This window comes from Paenibacillus sp. FSL L8-0638 (assembly GCF_038593075.1).
Taxonomy (GTDB): Bacteria; Bacillota; Bacilli; order Paenibacillales; family Paenibacillaceae; genus Paenibacillus; species Paenibacillus polymyxa_D.
This window is the reverse complement of sequence record NZ_CP151960.1, coordinates 4,426,655-4,444,806: the sequence shown is the minus strand read 5'-3', so window position 1 is coordinate 4,444,806 and position 18,152 is coordinate 4,426,655. Positions and strand designations below refer to the sequence as shown.

Genomic DNA, 18,152 nt, shown 5'->3' with positions numbered 1-18,152 from the left:
GCGGATGAGATCCAAAAAGGCAGATATCGCGGTGGTAGGTATGTCATGCCGTTTTCCAGATGCTTATGATTATAACCAATTTTGGAATAACCTCGAAGAAGGTGTAGACTCTGTTCGGGAACTTCCTCCTGATCGCTGGGATGTGAAGACTTATTATGCAATGGATATGGACAAGTCTGGCCAAAGCATAAGTAAGTGGTGCGGTATATTGAACCATGTTTATGACTTTGATCATCAATTTTTCAAGATATCTCCTCGTGAAGCTATTCATATGGATCCTCAGCAAAGATTAATGCTAGAGGAAACTTGGCATTGTATTGAAGATTCGGGTATCTCTTTAGCCACACTTCAACATAAACAAACTGCCGTCTATGCAGGTGTTATGACAACGGATTATCGTCAAGAGATGATAGATACAGAGCATGGAATGGACAGTTATGCATGTTTAGGCAACTTTGAAAGCCTATTATCCAACCGCATTTCCTATACGTTTGACTTTCAGGGAGCCAGTCAAACTATCAATGCTGCTTGTGCTTCTTCACTTGTTGCAGTACATGAAGCGAAGCAAGCTCTAAGGCTTAGGAAATGCGACTATGCGTTGGTTGCCTGTGTGAATCTAAATCTTCATCCATGGAAATATGTCTCTTTTTCAAAATCTCGTATGCTAAGCCCTGATGGTATGTGCAGGGCTTTTGATCTCCATGCTAATGGTTATGTACCTGGGGACGGGGTAGCTGTTCTTTTGCTACAGCGTTTGGATGAAGCGGTTAAAGACCAAAATCATATCTATGGCATTATCAAAGGTTCGGACGTCAATCATTCCGGAAAAAGTCAGTCGATTACAGCTCCACGTATACAGGCACAGCAAGATGTCATCAAAGGTGCATATCAAGATGCAGATTTGCGTCCCGAAATGGTCAATTATGTGGAAGCTCATGGAACAGGCACTTCATTGGGAGACCCGATAGAACTGGAGGGTTTGACACGGGCGTTCCGAGAATTTACAGATAAGAAGCAATTTTGCAAGATCGGATCTGTCAAAACCAATATCGGCCATTTGGAGAGTGCTGCAGGGCTAGCAGGTATAATCAAAGTGTTAATGATGATGAAGCACAGAAAAATCCCCAAAACCCTCCATCTTAAGACTCTAAATCCGATCGTGAATTGGGCTAACTCTCCGTTTATCCCTGCAAATGGTTTATCATCTTGGGAATCCGTTGAGGAAGGCGGTCCATTGCGTGCCAGTGTCAGTTCTTTTGGTTTTGGTGGTGTTAATAGCCATGTATTGCTTGAGGAGTATCAGGGCGCCGAGACGGACGAGGTATTCAATACAAATAGAAGTGAATTTTTTGTTTTATCTGCAAAGACTCCTCAGGCATTGGAAAATTTACAAGAGGCATGGAGGACATTCGTTACCACTGAAGATTTTAAAGCTCACAGTTTAAGCGATATAAGCAGTGTATTGCTAATGGGCAGAGAGGCATTCCAGTATCGTTGTGGCATACTGGTACACCATAAAGAAGAATTGAAAGAGAAACTGTTGGCTGACTATTTGCCACAAATGAAAGCGACGAAATGCTCATGGGAACTGAACATTAGTAATCTCTCTTGGGAAAGTTATGCAGATATTGAGCCATTATATGTAGAATGTAGTTTATTCAAGCAGGTTATCGATGACGCCATGAAGACATTAAGAAGCTTGCATGTAGGCAGGAAAATAAGCAGTGGTTTCTTTCAGGAGTCCTGGATTGGGCTAGAAAAATCACTATACCAGTTAATTACAGGATATGCATACGCCTTTTCATTTATATCTCTTGGGCTGACTCCGTCCGTCGTAACTGGACATAATGATGGCTGGTGGGTTGCGATGGCTATAAGTGGCATTCTGACACTGGAGGATATACTAGCTGTAAAAACGGGGAAATGCGAGCTAAAAGACGTAATGTTTTCTTGTCCTGTTATTCCTATTCGGGAGCCAGTTATAGGTGAAATTTATGTGCCATTACAATGTAATGAAGCATATATCCATGATCTAATCAGTTTGACAGAACACGGAGTAAAAGAACAGTCAGGTTCTTCAGTATCCAAGTCACCAAATGATAATGGACTTCAAACATATATCCAAAAATCCAAGCTGCTATACCCTGTACAGTACACCTTTAAAGGGTACATTGACGATTGGGAATCGGTCATCCAAAAAGAGACAAGCTGCAGTATTGTCGGTATATTGTGTGATGAGCAGCTTTTAAAGACTGGGGATGTAAACCCTGATTTACTCTTGATTGTGTTTGCAAGTTCCCTTAGAAAGTTGTATAGAAAGTGGGATTTGGAAGAGCAACAATTCATAATTGGACCACTATTGGAAGAGATAATGGACTTACTAGATGAGGGGATTTTGCCCAAGGAAACGCTTGTGCAAATAATGATACAAACCAATACAGTAGAACGAGCAGTTGAAATTATAAACAATAATTTGATGAAAATTCATCCTGAACGTAAATATCCATTAATGAAAAAATACTATCAGAATGAAATGAAAGTAGCTATGAATCCCGAATGGATCAGCAGGATAGAAAATGTAGATCATGATTTGTCACAACAAGCGGATGTGGAGGTTGTATATATAGACAGCTACCATACGGTCGCTGACCCTGGCATACATTTTGGAGCAACAATCGATACAGTTACGCAGTTTTACCAAGGTGTTTTTCAGCTGTGGTTGAAAGGTGCACCTATTCGTTGGTACCGATTATTTCAAGACAAGCCATATCATAAAATTGGCTTGCCAGTGTACCCATTTGATCGGAATACGTTTCGGATCAATGGACGAAAAGAGCAGGTATTGGTAAACAATGCTTCCGAATTGGAGGACTTGAAGCTTAAGCAACTGCTGCAAAGTCTTGAAAAAGGTGAACTGGAAATTGATGACATCAAAAGGGAGATGGGGGATGCGTGGTGTCAGACGATCAATTCACAATAGATGAGATTTTACATTTGATCAAAGAAGGGAAGATGACTTCAGACAAAGGATTTGAGCAGATTCGTAAAATCAGAGATAGCTTGAAATCGACGGAACGAGCAACCACATACTATCAGCCATTGTGGAGAGAATGTCTTCCCAATTCCGACGGAGGAGTTCCCGAACAGGTCATCGTTTTCGGTACAGATACCGGCCTTTGGAATAGCTTGAAAAAACGCGGCATCAAGGCTGTACTTGTACAGCCAGGGGATGCCTATCGCTCTGTGCAAGGTGATATCTATGAAATAGACCCTTTGAATCCGAAGCACTATGAGATGTTGTTCAGCACCATAAAACAAAACCAGCAGACCGCCGAAGCCCTTATTTACGCTTGGTCGGACCAACGGTTTGTATCGGAAAAAGAAGAATTGCAAACCGAACTTGAGCGTGGAATCTATTCTTTGTTCTACCTCAGTAAAGCATTAATGAGGGGGACTTTGCCAAAGAGATGTAAGTTGCTTTACGTTTATCAAGGAAGTGGTCAGCCGCAGAACGCGGCAGTATCAGGATTTGCTAGAACACTTCGAAAAGAAAATCCTGCATTGATATATGCTACTGTAGAACTTAGTGAGTCGGCTGAAGCATCTCTTGATCAATTGTTAAGTGAATTTTCTGTGGATGATGAAGAGGTTGAAATTCGTTATCAGCAGCAAAAGCGGTTTGTACGTTATATGTCACTAATCAATGAATTAGGTACATCTAGCATTTCATTGAGGGAGAAAGGTACTTACATGATTACCGGAGGATTGGGAGGATTAGGCTCCATTTTCGCTGGATATTTGGCCAGTAAGTACAAAGCTCGTCTGGTTATCGCAGGACGTTCGCCTCTCACATCCGAACATGAGCAAAAGATCAAGCAATGGGAACGGTGTGGGGCAAGTGTTCTGTATGTGCAGGCAGATATTTCGTTGCGTGAACAATGCATTGCAATGATTGCCAAGGCGAAAGAGAGATTTGGTCATATTCATGGGGTGATACACGCGGCAGGCGTGCTGCGGGATGCGTATATTTTGAGGAAGTCTATTGATCAAATAGAGGAAGTACTGGCTGCTAAGCTGTATGGAACAGTGTGGCTGGATGAGGCGACCCGTCATGAAGAGCTGGACTTTTTCCTAATGTTCTCTTCCATTATGTCGGTCATAGGGAATGCAGGCCAGTGTGATTATGCATATGCAAACGCCTTTATGGATTATTATGCTCATCACCGTACAAGCATATTGCAGATGGAGGGACGCAGTGGAAAGTCTTTATTGATAAATTGGCCACTCTGGAAAGAAGGTGGAATGACAGTAGACGCCCCTACCCTTGCTTTCATGGAGAATACCATGGGAATTCTCCCCATCTCCACTGAAGAAGGGATAAGAGCATTTGAAGATGCGTTACATATGTCGGGAGATCAGATGATTGTTTTAAAGGAGAATCCGTCGAAAAAAATAAAATTGTTTAACTCCACTTCTAGTATTAAGGAGAAATTCTCGGCGAAGGGGCAACTTTCTGAATCGGATGAACAGATGATTTACCGTGGCTTGTGCGAGGATATCCGAATGATTACTTCGGACATTCTATTCGTTGATAAAGATATGATCGAAATGGAAACAGACTACAGCGAATACGGATTTGATTCCATTTCTACCACTGATTTTATTAATCGGGTCAATCAAAAATTTCACTTGGAGTTGACTCCGCCTGTATTCTATGAATTTGTGAATATGGGCTCTTTTGTTTCTTATTTAAAAGATAACTATACAGAACGAGTGGCTTCTTTATATACTGTCAATTCTTCAACTTCTTCATTCCACTCGGATGAATCCGCGAAAGAAGCAGTAGTAGAACCAGCGGATATTCCATCGAATATTCCTGCTCAAGCCTTTGAGAACGCAAATGAACCGATTGCTATTATTGGTGTTGCTTGCAAGATGCCTCAGTCAGATAATCTTAACGAATTTTGGTTGAATCTGGAGGCAGAAAAAGATCTGATTACCGAAATTCCGCCAGATCGATGGAATTGGGAGGAATATGATGGCGATCCGACCAAGGAAATGGGGAAAACGAATATTAGATGGGGCGGTTTTATGAAAGACATAGATGCTTTTGATGCCTTTTTCTTTGGTATTTCCCCCCGCGAAGCAGAATTAATGGACCCGCGTCAGAGAATATTTTTAGAGACCGTTTGGAAAGTAATTGAAGATGCAGGTTACAAAGCTTCTGTATTGTCCGGCAGCAGAACGGGGATTTTTGTTGGTGCTGGAAGCTCTGATTATGACGATTTGTTAAAAGAGCACAAGATAGAAATGCAGGCGTACACACCGACAGGACTGTTTAACTCCATTCTAACCAATCGTATTTCATATTTACTGAATTTTCATGGCCCAAGCGAACCCATTGATACGGCTTGTTCAAGCTCTTTGGTTGCTATACACCGCGCTGTGGAAAGCTTGCGTAGTGGTGAATGTGAAGTTGCTATTGCTGGTGGCGTGAACGTATTGGCGAGTCCCAATCTATATATTGCTTTGGCCAAAGCCGGAATGTTGTCTGAAGATGGAAGATGCAAGACATTTGACAAGAAAGCGAATGGATATGTTCGGGGGGAAGGGAGTGCAGCGGTGATGCTAAAGCCCCTCTCACAAGCCAGACGGGATGGTGATCATATTTATGCGGTGATTAGAGGAACAGCGGTCAATCATGGAGGCCGTGCCAATTCACTTACTGCACCCAATCCAAATGCACAGGCAGATTTAATCGTAGATGCATGGACGAAATCAAGAGTGGACCCTTCCACTGTGAGCTATATAGAAGTACATGGTTCGGGAACATCTTTGGGCGATCCAATTGAAATTAACGGACTGAAAAAAGCTTTTGATGAATTATATACCGCTTGGGGACGGCAACCAACGGATAAAACCCATTGCGGGATAGGTACAGTAAAAACAAATATAGGTCATTTGGAATCAGCAGCGGGTATCGCAGGTCTAATCAAAATTGTACTTTGCTTGAAGCACAAAAAGCTACTTAAAACATTACATTATAAGGAACAAAACCCATATATCAAACTGGAAAATAGTCCGTTCTACATTGTAGAAAACACGAAAAAATGGGAAAAGACAGGATATGATATTCCTCGACGTGCAGGTGTAAGTTCCTTTGGTTTTGGTGGGGTAAATGCCCATATGGTTGTAGAAGAATATAAACAGAGCTATGGTCGTAAACCAAATGAACCACAAATTTTCTTGTTTTCAGCCAAGAACAAAGACACACTTTGTCACTATATTGAGGAAATTCGTACATTTTTATTAAAACCTGAAGCCAATATGAGTGACATCGCTTTTACGCTCCAGATCGGCAGAGAAGCTATGGAGGAAAGACTAGCTGTGGTTGCGTCAAGTATCGGGGAGTTGGTGGGGAAACTAGATCTGTATCTTCAAGCGAAAAGCAATATAGAAAATGTTCACACGGGAAATGTAAAGTTAAGTAATTCCTCTTTGCAGGTTTTGATAGAGGGAGAAGAGGGAGCTGCGTTTATGAACCTGCTCCTGAGCAAAAAGAAGTTGGAAAAGCTTGCCCAGTTATGGGTGAAAGGTCTGGATATTGAGTGGACATTGTTGCATTCTCATACCAGACCGCAGCGAGTATCGCTTCCTACGTACCCTTTTGAAAAACAACGATATTGGGTGCCAGTCACAAAAATAGAAGAAATCACAAAAGAAGAGCGTGTATCCCGTCTACATCCATTACTGCATGAAAATACTTCTATCTTATCGGAGCAGCGGTTTTGCACAGCTTTTACCGGGCAGGAATTTTTTGTGAAGGAAGAACAGGGGGCCGACTATAAGATTGTTCCTGCAGAGGTCTTGGTAGAAATGGCAAGAGCGGCAGTAAAGTGGTCAACCGGAACCCAAGCGGAAGAGCATAAATATATTCGATTGGAAAATATTGTTTGGGGAAGCCCCGTTTTAATTCAAACAGGAACTATTCAAGTAACCATCGCACTCTATGCCGAGGATCACGATGAAATCAGCTTTGAGATTTATCAGGCCGGAAAGCAAGGGCAAGAAATGGAAATATATAGTCAAGGTTATGCCAGTCTGAAAGATAGCATGGACCTTAATTATGTTGATTTACAGGCCGCGCGTATGGATTGCAATCAACAGCTGTTATTGTCTGTTGATCACCTGCCGGAAATTGGGGATATTTACGCAGGTGCGGATATGATCCTAGTAAGGCTGTCATTACCACACAATATGTCTGAATCCATACAGTCATATGCGGTTCATCCTAATTTGATTCATGCAATTACCCAATTGTCTGCGATATGGCAGACTCACATGGGAAATAAACGTTCCCATGCTGACATATCCTATCATCCTGTGTCCATAAAAGAACTTGACATCTATCATTCCTGCACATCCAATATGTGGGCTAAGCTTCAATATGCTCCCAATAGGGGGAATGAGGATTGTATACCGTCACTGGATGTAGAAATGTGTGACGAGCAGGGGAAGGTATGCATACGTATCAGGGGGCTGGTAACGGTGTCAAATGAATATCCTGCTATTCAGATCGGATTCTGATTATGTTCTTGGAAGAATTAATTATAGAAAGGGTTTTGGCCATGACAAGTACAATGATGCTTGAGCCGAGATGGAAAGAACAGGCTATCACAGAGAAGAGAACGCTGTCAGTACATTTTCGGCATGTTGTCATGCTTTGTGAGATGGATCCATCTATGTGTGAACTCATAGATGTTCAGCTTAACGGAACAACTTGTATTTCTCTACAGTCCGAACACACTTCCGTAGAAGAGCGGTATCAGGCTTACACCGTTCAGGTATTTGAAACTATCCAGCAGTTAATTCAAGACCGAACTTATCAGGATATCCTTGTTCAAATTATAGTTAGCCGTGAAGGTGAAGGCAGGCTTTTTACAGGGCTTGCCGGGATATTGAAAACGGCGCAGCTTGAATATCCAAAACTATCTGGGCAGCTGATTGAAGTGGATACGAATGAAGACGAGGGCCTTTTGATTCAAAAACTTGCAGAAAATAAGAATAGTCCGTCAGATAGTCATATTCGTTATATCAATGGGAAAAGGCAGGTTATGCATTGGGAATTTATATTAGAGGACGAAGGTATCCAAGATTGGTTGGACCAGGCTACACCATGGCGAGATGGTGGTCTGTATTTAGTGACAGGAGGTACTGGAGGGTTAGGAAAGATTTTTGCCAGAGAGATTGCGGAGAATACACAATCTTCCACTATCATTCTTATGGGTCGTTCTCCTCTGGATGAGCATAAGGAGAAGTGGATATGTGAGCTTCAGAAGTTAGGGGCACATGTTATTTATAAAAACCAGGATTTGAATGACAAAGAGGGAGTAGTTGAATTCATAAATACCATAGAGAGAGAGTATGGTCATGTCAACGGTATTATTCATAGTGCCGGGATCATTCAAGATCATTACATTGTCAATAAAAATTCAGAAGAGTTTAGAGCTGTCCTTGCGCCCAAAGTGTCAGGATTATTGTGTTTGGACGAGGCAACCAAAGGCATGCAATTGGACTTTATTATATTGTTTTCATCAGTGGCTGGTGCGCTTGGAAATCCCGGTCAGGTCGATTATGCTGCAGCAAATGCATTTCTGGACGCCTATGCAGGCTACCGGAATGATTTGCGGGAGCTTGGATCTCGGCATGGTCGGACGCAATCTATAAACTGGCCACTGTGGAGAGAAGGCGGCATGCAGATTGATGAATCCATTGCCAAAATATTGGAAGAGCGTACGGGGATGTCCCCCATTTCAAACGAGACAGGCATTCGAGCTTTCTATAAAGCATTCAGTCTGGGTCAGGAACAAATAATGTTGGTCAAAGGGAATCGGTTAAAAATAGGTGATTATTTGAAAAGGGGGATTGATGGGCAGTCTGCAGCTGCAATTATAAAACAGCCAGTGGAAGTAGACCATGAACGGCTAATGGAAAAAACAGTGTCTAAGCTCAAGTCGTTGCTTGCAGAGGAAATAAAATGGGATGAAGAACGTATTGATATCTTTGAACCATTAGAAAGTTACGGAATTGATTCTATACTCATCTTGCAGCTAAATCAGAAGCTGGAGCGTATTTTCGGGGAATGTTCAAAAACTATCTTTTATGAGTGTAGGACTTTACAAGAATTAGCCCTTTATTTCATTTCTAATTTTCGGGAAGCTTGTATACTGTGGACAGGATTGACTTCCTCATATGCAGCTCCAGAGGAATCTTTGAAAACAGCAAAAGATGTCCGGCAGAGAGGACCGGTTCTGGTGCCGCGTCATGGAGCTAAGCGAAAATCCCGAATTGAAATTCCGTCGTCAACTGAAAAAGAGGTGGATCCAATTGCCATTATCGGTATAAGCGGTCATTATCCTCAAGCAGATCATCTACAAGAATTCTGGTCCAATTTAGTAAGTGGAAAAGACTGTATAACAGAACTGGATGAGGAACGATGGGAGCTGGACTCTTTTTATCATCCGGATCGTGAAGAAGCAATTCTTCAAAATAAAAGCTATAGCAAATGGGGGGGATTTGTCCGAGGATTTGCTGATTTTGATCCTTTGTTTTTTAATATCTCTCCTCGGGAAGCTATGAGCATGGACCCACAGGAGCGCTTGTTTATACAAGCTTGTTGGGAAGCACTGGAGGATGCAGCTTATACACGCGAGCAACTGAAGACACGTCACCAAGGAAGAGTGGGTGTATTTGCGGGAATTACCAAAACAGGATTTAATCTGTATGGGCCAGATATGTGGAGGCAGGGAGAGACTTTGTTTCCGCATACATCATTCAGTTCGTTAGCGAATCGGGTGTCTTATTTGTTGAATTTGAATGGACCTAGCATGCCGATTGATACAATGTGTTCATCATCTTTGACAGCTATACATGAAGCTTGTGAGCACCTTCGTCATGGTCAATGTGAAGTAGCCATTGCAGGAGCCGTTAATCTATACCTGCATCCTTCCAGCTATGTACAGCTATGCGGACAGCACATGCTGTCGGTGGATGGAAAATGTAAAAGCTTCGGGCAGGATGCCAACGGATTTGTCCCCGGAGAGGGAGTGGGCGTATTTATATTAAAGCCGTTGTCCAGAGCGACAGCAGATAAAGATCATATTTATGGCTGTATCCGTGGAACAAGTATAAATCACGGCGGTAAAACGAATGGATATACGGTCCCTAATCCATCTGCTCAAGCAGAGCTTATTCGGACTGCTATGGATAGAGCGGGTATAGATGCTCGAGCCATCAGTTATATCGAAGCTCATGGAACTGGAACTCTCATGGGAGATCCTATTGAAGTTACCGGACTTACGCAAGCGTTTAGGGCATCTACGAAGCAATCACAATTTTGTGCAATTGGCTCAGTTAAAAGTAATATTGGACATTTGGAAGCGGCTGCTGGTATGGCAGGCATGACTAAAATAATTTTACAAATGAAATATCGAAAAATTGTACCCACTTTACATGTGAAACAATTGAATCCCAACATTCCTTTTTCAGACACTCCATTTGTGGTTCAAAGGCAATTATCGGATTGGAACCGTCCTGTGGTGGAGATGGATGGGGAGCGAAAGGAATATCCCAGAATCGCTGGCATCTCCTCTTTTGGAGCGGGTGGGGCCAATGCACATGTAATTATGGAGGAATTTACGGAACCTGTTGAATCCATAGCTTCATTTGATGTGAACTCAGGTGAAAAAGCCATCGTTGTATTATCCGCAAAAAATGAAGACAGGCTGTTTGCAAAGGTACATCAGCTGCTGGCTTTTATAGAAGAAGGGCAAATTCAAGATGATCATTTACGGAACGTGGCTTATACCCTTCAAGTAGGTAGAGAGGCTATGGAGGAACGTTTGGGTTTGATGGTGGGTTCTGTCAAGGAACTGGAAGAAAAACTCAAGTTGTTTTATGAGAAAAAAGGAGATTTTAAGGATATTTATAGGGGGAGAAGCAAGCGTAATAAAGAGTCGGTGATGTTGCTATTAGCAGATGAGGATATGAAGAAAGCCGTATCGGCATGGATTCAGAAGAAAAAGTACACAAAACTTCTGGATCTTTGGGTAAAGGGAGTAGATATCGATTGGACTCAAATATACGAAGCGGACATTCCTAAAAGAATGAGTCTTCCAGTATATCCGTTTGCCAAGGAACGGTACTGGATATCCGAACGGTCCCGAACTGACATAAAGGACAGCGTATATTCCTCAGCGGCAGGATCGGCCTATATTCATCCGTTGCTTCACCGGAATACATCAGATTTAACTGAGCAAAGATACAGCTCCACATTTACGGGTGAGGAATTCTTTTTGACTGATCACCAGATCAGAGGACATAAAGTCCTGCCAGGTGTGGCACATTTGGAAATGGCAAGAAAAGCCGCAGAGTTGGCGACAAACATGTCTTCAGCAGATCAACTTACCATCAAATTAAAAAATGTGGTATGGGCCAGTCCGGTGATGGTTGATACGCTGCCTGTTGAAGTACATATCGGATTATACATGGAGGATGGAGGAGAGATTGGTTATACCATCTACAGAAAGTCTGAGGATGGTTCGGATAATTTTGTAAACAGCCAGGGCCGAATCGAAATATGCACGAACATCAAAACACAAACACTGGATATCTCAAGTCTGCAAGCAGCCTGTAATCAAACTAGCATGACGGGGGCAGCTTGTTATGAAGCTTTTGAAAAAATGGGTTATTCTTACGGTGAAGGACATCGAGGAATTGAAGTGCTCTATGCTGGGACAGATCAGGTTCTAGCGAAACTGCGTCTGCCACTGGTGACGAGTGGTTCAGGGAAGGCATATGTTCTGCATCCGGGTGTGGTCGATTCAGCATTGCAGGCAACCATCGGATTGCTTAGTCAGCGACAGACAGGGAACAATCCACTTTTGCCGTTTGCCTTACAAGAAATTCTTATCTTACAGTCCTGCACTTCTACCATGTGGGCGTGTATTCGTTACAGTGAAGGATATGATGCAGGAAGCTCATTGTTAAGAGTGGATGTCGATATCTGCGATGATGCGGGGAATATCTGTATTCGAATGAATGGACTTACTTCAAGAATTTTAAAGGAAGAAGTAACGGATAAGCCCGATATTTCTACATTAATGCTGTCACCTGTATGGAAACAGCAAACCATTGAACAGGCAGTCCTAACTACGGAATGCATCAAGCACGTAGTCTTGCTTTGTGAACCTGATGAAAGATGGATAGGACCAATACGAAAAGGACTTCGTGATGTGGTGTGTGTCTCCCTGCTTTCCAAGGCCATACATGCGGTAGATAGATATCAGGATTATGCATTACAGGCATTGGGAGAAGTACAAAAAATTATTCGAGATCAGGCCAATGGACAGGTGCTAGTGCAGATTGTAGCTTTCAATCCGCTAGAACGTTATATGTTCACTGGCCTATTAGGCTTGCTCAAAACCGCGCAAATTGAAAGCAGCAAAATTATAGGACAAATGCTGGAGGTTAGTACAGTTGAAACGGCGGATCAACTTATTAGAATGATTACAGAAAACGCTCAATGCTCACCGGGTCTGCATGTTCGTTACCATGAGGAAAGACGTTGGGTCTCGGAGTGGGAGGAAATTAGTAGACAGTCCGAGGCCATGAAGCCTTGGAAGGATAATGGAATATATCTGATTACCGGTGGTGCAGGGGGATTGGGACTTATTTTTTGCGAAGAAATGGTAAGAAACTCTCGCTGTCCGACTGTGATTCTCGCTGGGAGATCTCCACTGAATGAACTTGTGAAGTCCAAACTAACTGATTTTGAAGCATCCGGGGCTAGAGTTTTATACAAAAGGACAGATATTACAGATCGTCAATCAGTCCGTGTGTTGATGGAAAGCATTAAAGAGGAGTTTGGGGCTTTAAATGGTATTATCCACAGTGCAGGTGCGATCTACGACAGTTTCATTTTGAACAAGCAGGCGGAAGAAGTAAAGAAGGTAATGGCTCCCAAGGTTGCTGGCACATTGTATTTGGATGAAGAAAGCCAAGAGTTTGATTTAGACTTTTTTGTTCTATTTTCATCTGCTGCCGGGATTTTGGGGAATGCTGGACAATCTGATTATGCGATGGCCAATTTGTTTATGGACAGCTACGCTGAATATCGGTCCGGATTGGAGACTTCTTGTCAGCGAAAAGGACAAACTCTGGTAATGGATTGGCCCCTTTGGAGGGACGGAGGTATGCGTATGGATACGGATACCGAGAAGTTCATGCTACAAAATACTGGCATGCAGTCAATTAGCATTCAAACCGGATTGGATATTTTTTATCAGGCCATGTCTTCAGGGAGAAAACAGGTTATGGGCATATATGGTCAGGTTTCGCGAATGAGGGATAAACTGCTTACCTTAAAAAAAGCGAAGACCAAGCCGATTCAACCACGTTCGACAGCTGCTGATAGTACGGAAAAACTGCTGCATAAGGTGCTTATGATTTTGGCGGAAGCAATATCCAATGTTTTGGATGTGAATGCTAAGGATATTGATGATGATGCTGAATGGGGAGAATATGGATTTGACTCTATTTCATTAACTCAACTGGCTAATCGTCTTAATCAGGCTTACGAATTGGATATAACGCCAGCTCTATTTTTTGAATATTCAGGAATTCGGGAATTTGCGAAGTATCTGTTACTAGAACACCGTGACTTTTTCAATTGGCAGGCGCCAGAGCAACTAGGGTATGGAGAAGCATTGCCAGAACCATCGGAAACGAAAAATGACTTAGGAGCTTGGAAATGGGAAGAAACAGCAAGCCTTCATTCCAGACGTATGAACCCCAGATTTGTTGCTCCTGTCCTACAAGAACATGCAGTTCTGGAACCAGTGGCTATCATCGGAATAAGTGGAATTTTCCCTATGGCCGAAAATGTAGATGAGTTATGGCAAAATCTTGTCCAAGGTAAAGACTGTATTACTAAGATTCCTCGTGAACGCCAGGAATGGGGCACCTGTGATCCAGGTGTGAATTCGGAGGTGCCGTGGGGAGGTTTTATAAGTGGAGTGGATGAATTTGATGCCCTGTTCTTTGGGATTACTCCTCGAGAAGCCGAACTGATGGATCCTCAGCAGCGTTTGCTAATGACCTATGTTTGGAAGGTTTTAGAAGATGCTGGGTATTCGGCTAAAGCAGTATCAGGAACCGGAATGGGATTGTTTGTAGGCACAGGAAGAACTGGCTACAGTGAGCTGCTTACCAAGTCTGGTACAGTCGTCGAGGGATATTCATCCACAGGGAAGGTGCCCTCCGTGGGACCGAACAGGATGAGCTACTTTCTTGATATTCACGGTCCTAGTGAGCCTATTGAAACTGCTTGTTCCAGTTCTTTGATTGCAGTTCACAGAGCAGTTCAGGCGATCAGAAATGGTGATTGCGAAACGGCTGTGGCAGGCGGCGTTAATACGCTGCTTAGTCCGGAAGATTATAAGAGCTTCCATAAAGCGGGGATGCTCAGCAAGGATGGAAGATGTAAGACCTTTTCGGACCAAGCGAATGGTTACGTCAGAAGTGAAGGAGTTGGTATGATACTCCTCAAAAAATTGAAGGATGCTGAACTGGACGGTGACCATATCTATGCAGTTATTAGAGCAACGGGAGAAAATCATGGAGGAAGAGCCAACTCTTTGACCGCGCCTAATCCGAAGTCACAGGCAGAATTATTAAAATCTGTGTACCAAAGGGCTGGGATCAGACCTGATACAGTAGGTTATATCGAAGCTCACGGTAGCGGTACGCCTCTAGGAGATCCTATTGAAATCAATGCACTGAAGCAGGCCTTCCAGGAATTAAAGAATCGGGATCATAACGGTAGTGACAAATCCGGCTATTGCGGATTGGGAACTGTGAAAACTAATATCGGACATTTGGAGATGGCGGCTGGCATCGTTGGTTTAATTAAAGTTGTGTTGCAAATGAAGAATCAAACGCTTGTGAAGAATCTGCACTTAGAGACCGTGAATCCGTATATTGAGCTGGAGGAAAGCCCCTTCTATATCGTTCAGGAGACCTGTAAGTGGGAGCCTCAGTTGGATAATGAGGGTAAGGAGCTGCCAAGACGAGCAGGAATAAGTTCCTTTGGTTTTGGAGGAGCGAATGCACATGTGCTGGTGGAGGAATATATTCCGCAGGAGAACCGTAAGGAGCATTTCGGAGCAACACCGCGCACACCCGTAATGGTTGTTCTGTCAGGTAAGGATGAGCAGCGGTTGCAAGAGCAAGTGCTTCAATTGCTTGAAGCGATGGAGCAGGGGGATTACGGCGACGACAGGTTGGAGTCCATCGCCTATACCCTACAGGTTGGACGGGAAGCCATGGAAGAACGACTGGGACTGATCGTGGAATCCGCCTCGGATTTAGCAGCACAGCTGAGGGAATATGCGGAGCATCAGAAAGCTGGCAGATGGTTTCGCGGAAATGTCAAACGCTATAAGGAAACGATATCCGCCCTGGAGACGGATGAGGATATGCAGGAGACGATCCGTCAGTGGATTTATAAAGGGAAATATGCCAAGCTGTTGGATTTATGGGTTAAGGGGTTGAGCATGAACTGGCAGGCGCTATACGGAGAGAACCGGCCGCGCCGTATCAGCCTACCCACATATCCCTTTGCGCGGGATCGGTACTGGGTTCCGCAGGCGGAAGGGAAGGAAGCGGCCGGGCGAAGCCGGGAGGATACGGATTCTCGATTGCATCCGTTGCTGCACCGGAATATTTCGGTATTGTCGGAGCAGCGGTATAGTTCCACTTTTAGCGGTGAGGAATTTTTCCTGACGGATCACAGAGTGCAGGGACGTAAGATGCTGCCAGGGGTAGCCTATCTGGAAATGGCACGAACAGCGGTGGAGCAGGCGCTGGAGGTGAAGCCGGGAGAGTGGATTACGTTGCAATTACAGCAAGTGACCTGGATGCAACCGATCACAGTCGAAGAGCAGCCGGTAGAGGTAAGGCTCCGTCTGATGGCGGGCGAGGAAGGTGACATTGGTTATGAAATCTACAAGGGATCAACGGGAGCCATGGAAGATGTGGTGTACAGCCAAGGAACTGCTCGTGTGGTGACAAACGTGGAAAGCGTGCGGGAGGATATGGCGAAGCGGATGGCGGAGCACCGGGCTGCGGGTGCACAAGAGGTGCCGATTACCGCCTGTTACGAAGCGTTTGCGGCGATGGGGATTGAATATGGAGCAGGCCAGCGCTCGCTGGAAAGCGTGCAGGCTGGAGCGGACCAGGTATGGGCGAGAGTGTCGTTACCTTCTGGTGTGTCGGCAACAGCCCACGATTACGTGCTTCATCCCAGCTTGATGGATGGGGCGTTGCAGGCAGCCATTGGGCTGACCCTACTGGGGCCGCAAGAAAACACAGCGGGCGCTCCAGCCCTGCCATTTAGCCTGCGGGAGCTGACCGTGTACGGTCCGTGTACAAGCCAGATGTGGGTACACATGAGCGAAGAAGGGGAGCGAGTACAGGAAGAGCGGGTGCAAAAACGGAGTGTGGATGTCTACGATGACACAGGCAGGCTATGCGTAAGTCTACGCGGATTTACCTCACGGCTGCAGGGAGGAGGTTCGCGTTCTTTAACGCAGCCTTTGACGTATCCTTTGGCACCGTCTGAAGTAGAAGTGGCAGCAGAGAACGTGATTGTAGCGCCCGTATGGGAGCCGTGTAGGATCACGGAAGAAGCGGACCCTTCCGGGTCTGCTCAGAGCGACATAGTTTTGATTGGCGGGAGCCGGGAGCGACGGGAAGCTGTGATGGCATACTACCCGCAGGCGCAGGTTGTGGCTCTCCATGCCGGAGAGCCGGTGGAGGACATTCAGGGGAAACTGGAGGATTGCGGAAGCATCCGCCATGTGATCTGGATCGGTCCGGAAGCGGAAATCCCGGCCCTAGAAGAGAAGCGGATTATTGAGGGCCAAGAAGATGGGGTAATCCAGTTATTCCGACTCGTCAAAAGTATGTTGCAGCTGGGGTATGGACATCGGACGTTGGAATGGACGGTGATTACGGTTCAGGCCCAACCGGTAAATAAGTACGACGAGGTCGATCCGACCCACGCGAGTGTACACGGTTTTATCGGTTCGATGGCCAAGGAATATAGCCATTGGAAGGTTCGGTTAGCGGATATGGAAGCGGGAGTGGAGTGGCCATGGTCTGAGCTGCTGTTCCTGCCGCCCAATGCAGAAGGAGACGGGCTTGTGTACCGGGAAGGAGAATGGTACCGCCAGGAACTTGTCCCTGTGACGATGGAAACGGGTTATCCAACGCGCTACCGCCATGGGGGCGTGTATGTAGTCATAGGTGGAGCGGGGGGATTGGGAACCGTCTGGAGTGAATATATGATCCGTACGTATCAGGCGCAGATCGTATGGATCGGGCGGCGGGCAGAGGATGAAGCCATCCGAGCTAAGCGGGAACAGTTAGCAGGGATCGGACCTGAGCCGATGTATATCGCAGCAGATGCGTCGAACGAGACCGCCTTAGGAGAAGCGTGCCGAACAGTGCGTCAGGCGTATGGAGATATCCATGGTGTGGTGCACTCAGCGATTGTGCTGTCAGACCGGAGTTTGGGACAGATGGAGGAGGAGGAATTCTGTAAATCGCTGCAGGCCAAGGTAGATGTGAGCGTACACCTGGCGAGAGCATTTCAAGGAGAAACCTTGGATTTTGTATTGTTCTTCTCTTCCTTTAACGCATTCACCAAGGCAGCGGGGCAAAGCAACTATGTGTCAGGCTGTACCTTTAAGGATGCATTCGCGCACCAGCTATCCGTAGAGTGGTCGTGTGAGGTGAAGGTGGTGAACTGGGGGTATTGGGGCCAGGTCGGTGTGGTATCAGGAGAACGATACCGCAAGCAGATGGAACGACTAGGAATCCAATCCATACGGACGGAAGAGGGCATGCGAATATTGGAACAATTGGTATCGGGACAGCTGCACCAGTTAGGGGTTATGCGAACGACAGATCCGTTGGGAATCAAGGAAGTGAACTGGGGTGAGTTCATTACAATGTAGGTATGGTGCACACGGATTTTTAAATTCCATGGATAATGCAACGCGGCGAAAGGACGGTATATGTGAAGTCCG

Annotated in this window: 3 protein-coding genes; all 3 read left to right on the top strand. The window is 44.9% G+C overall.

What is annotated here, in order from left to right; translation table 11 throughout:
* Positions 1 to 4 precede the first annotated feature (4 nt).
* From MKY35_RS19650 to MKY35_RS19640, 3 genes are read left to right on the top strand one after another with little or no spacing between them, the layout of a single operon-like run.
* Positions 5 to 2,980: a beta-ketoacyl synthase N-terminal-like domain-containing protein gene (locus tag MKY35_RS19650; protein ID WP_342444614.1), complete on the top strand. Its 2,976-nt coding sequence runs from the start codon at positions 5 to 7 to the stop codon at positions 2,978 to 2,980.
* Positions 2,956 to 7,587 carry a type I polyketide synthase gene (locus tag MKY35_RS19645; protein WP_342444613.1) on the top strand — a complete coding sequence of 1,544 codons (4,632 nt, stop codon included), beginning with the start codon at positions 2,956 to 2,958 and terminating at the stop codon, positions 7,585 to 7,587. Before MKY35_RS19650 ends, MKY35_RS19645 begins: the two co-directional genes overlap by 25 nt.
* A 41-nt stretch (positions 7,588 to 7,628) precedes the next feature.
* Positions 7,629 to 18,080, top strand: a complete 10,452-nt coding sequence (locus tag MKY35_RS19640; protein ID WP_342444612.1) for an SDR family NAD(P)-dependent oxidoreductase — start codon at positions 7,629 to 7,631, stop codon at positions 18,078 to 18,080.
* Positions 18,081 to 18,152: the final 72 nt, after the last annotated feature.

What these genes read in the sequence shown, in the direction of transcription:
- MKY35_RS19640 (WP_342444612.1), top strand. Translation starts at nt 7,629, where the DNA reads ATGACAAGTACAATGATGCTTGAGCCGAGATGGAAAGAACAGGCTATC.
- MKY35_RS19650 (WP_342444614.1), top strand. Translation starts at nt 5, where the DNA reads ATGAGATCCAAAAAGGCAGATATCGCGGTGGTAGGTATGTCATGCCGT.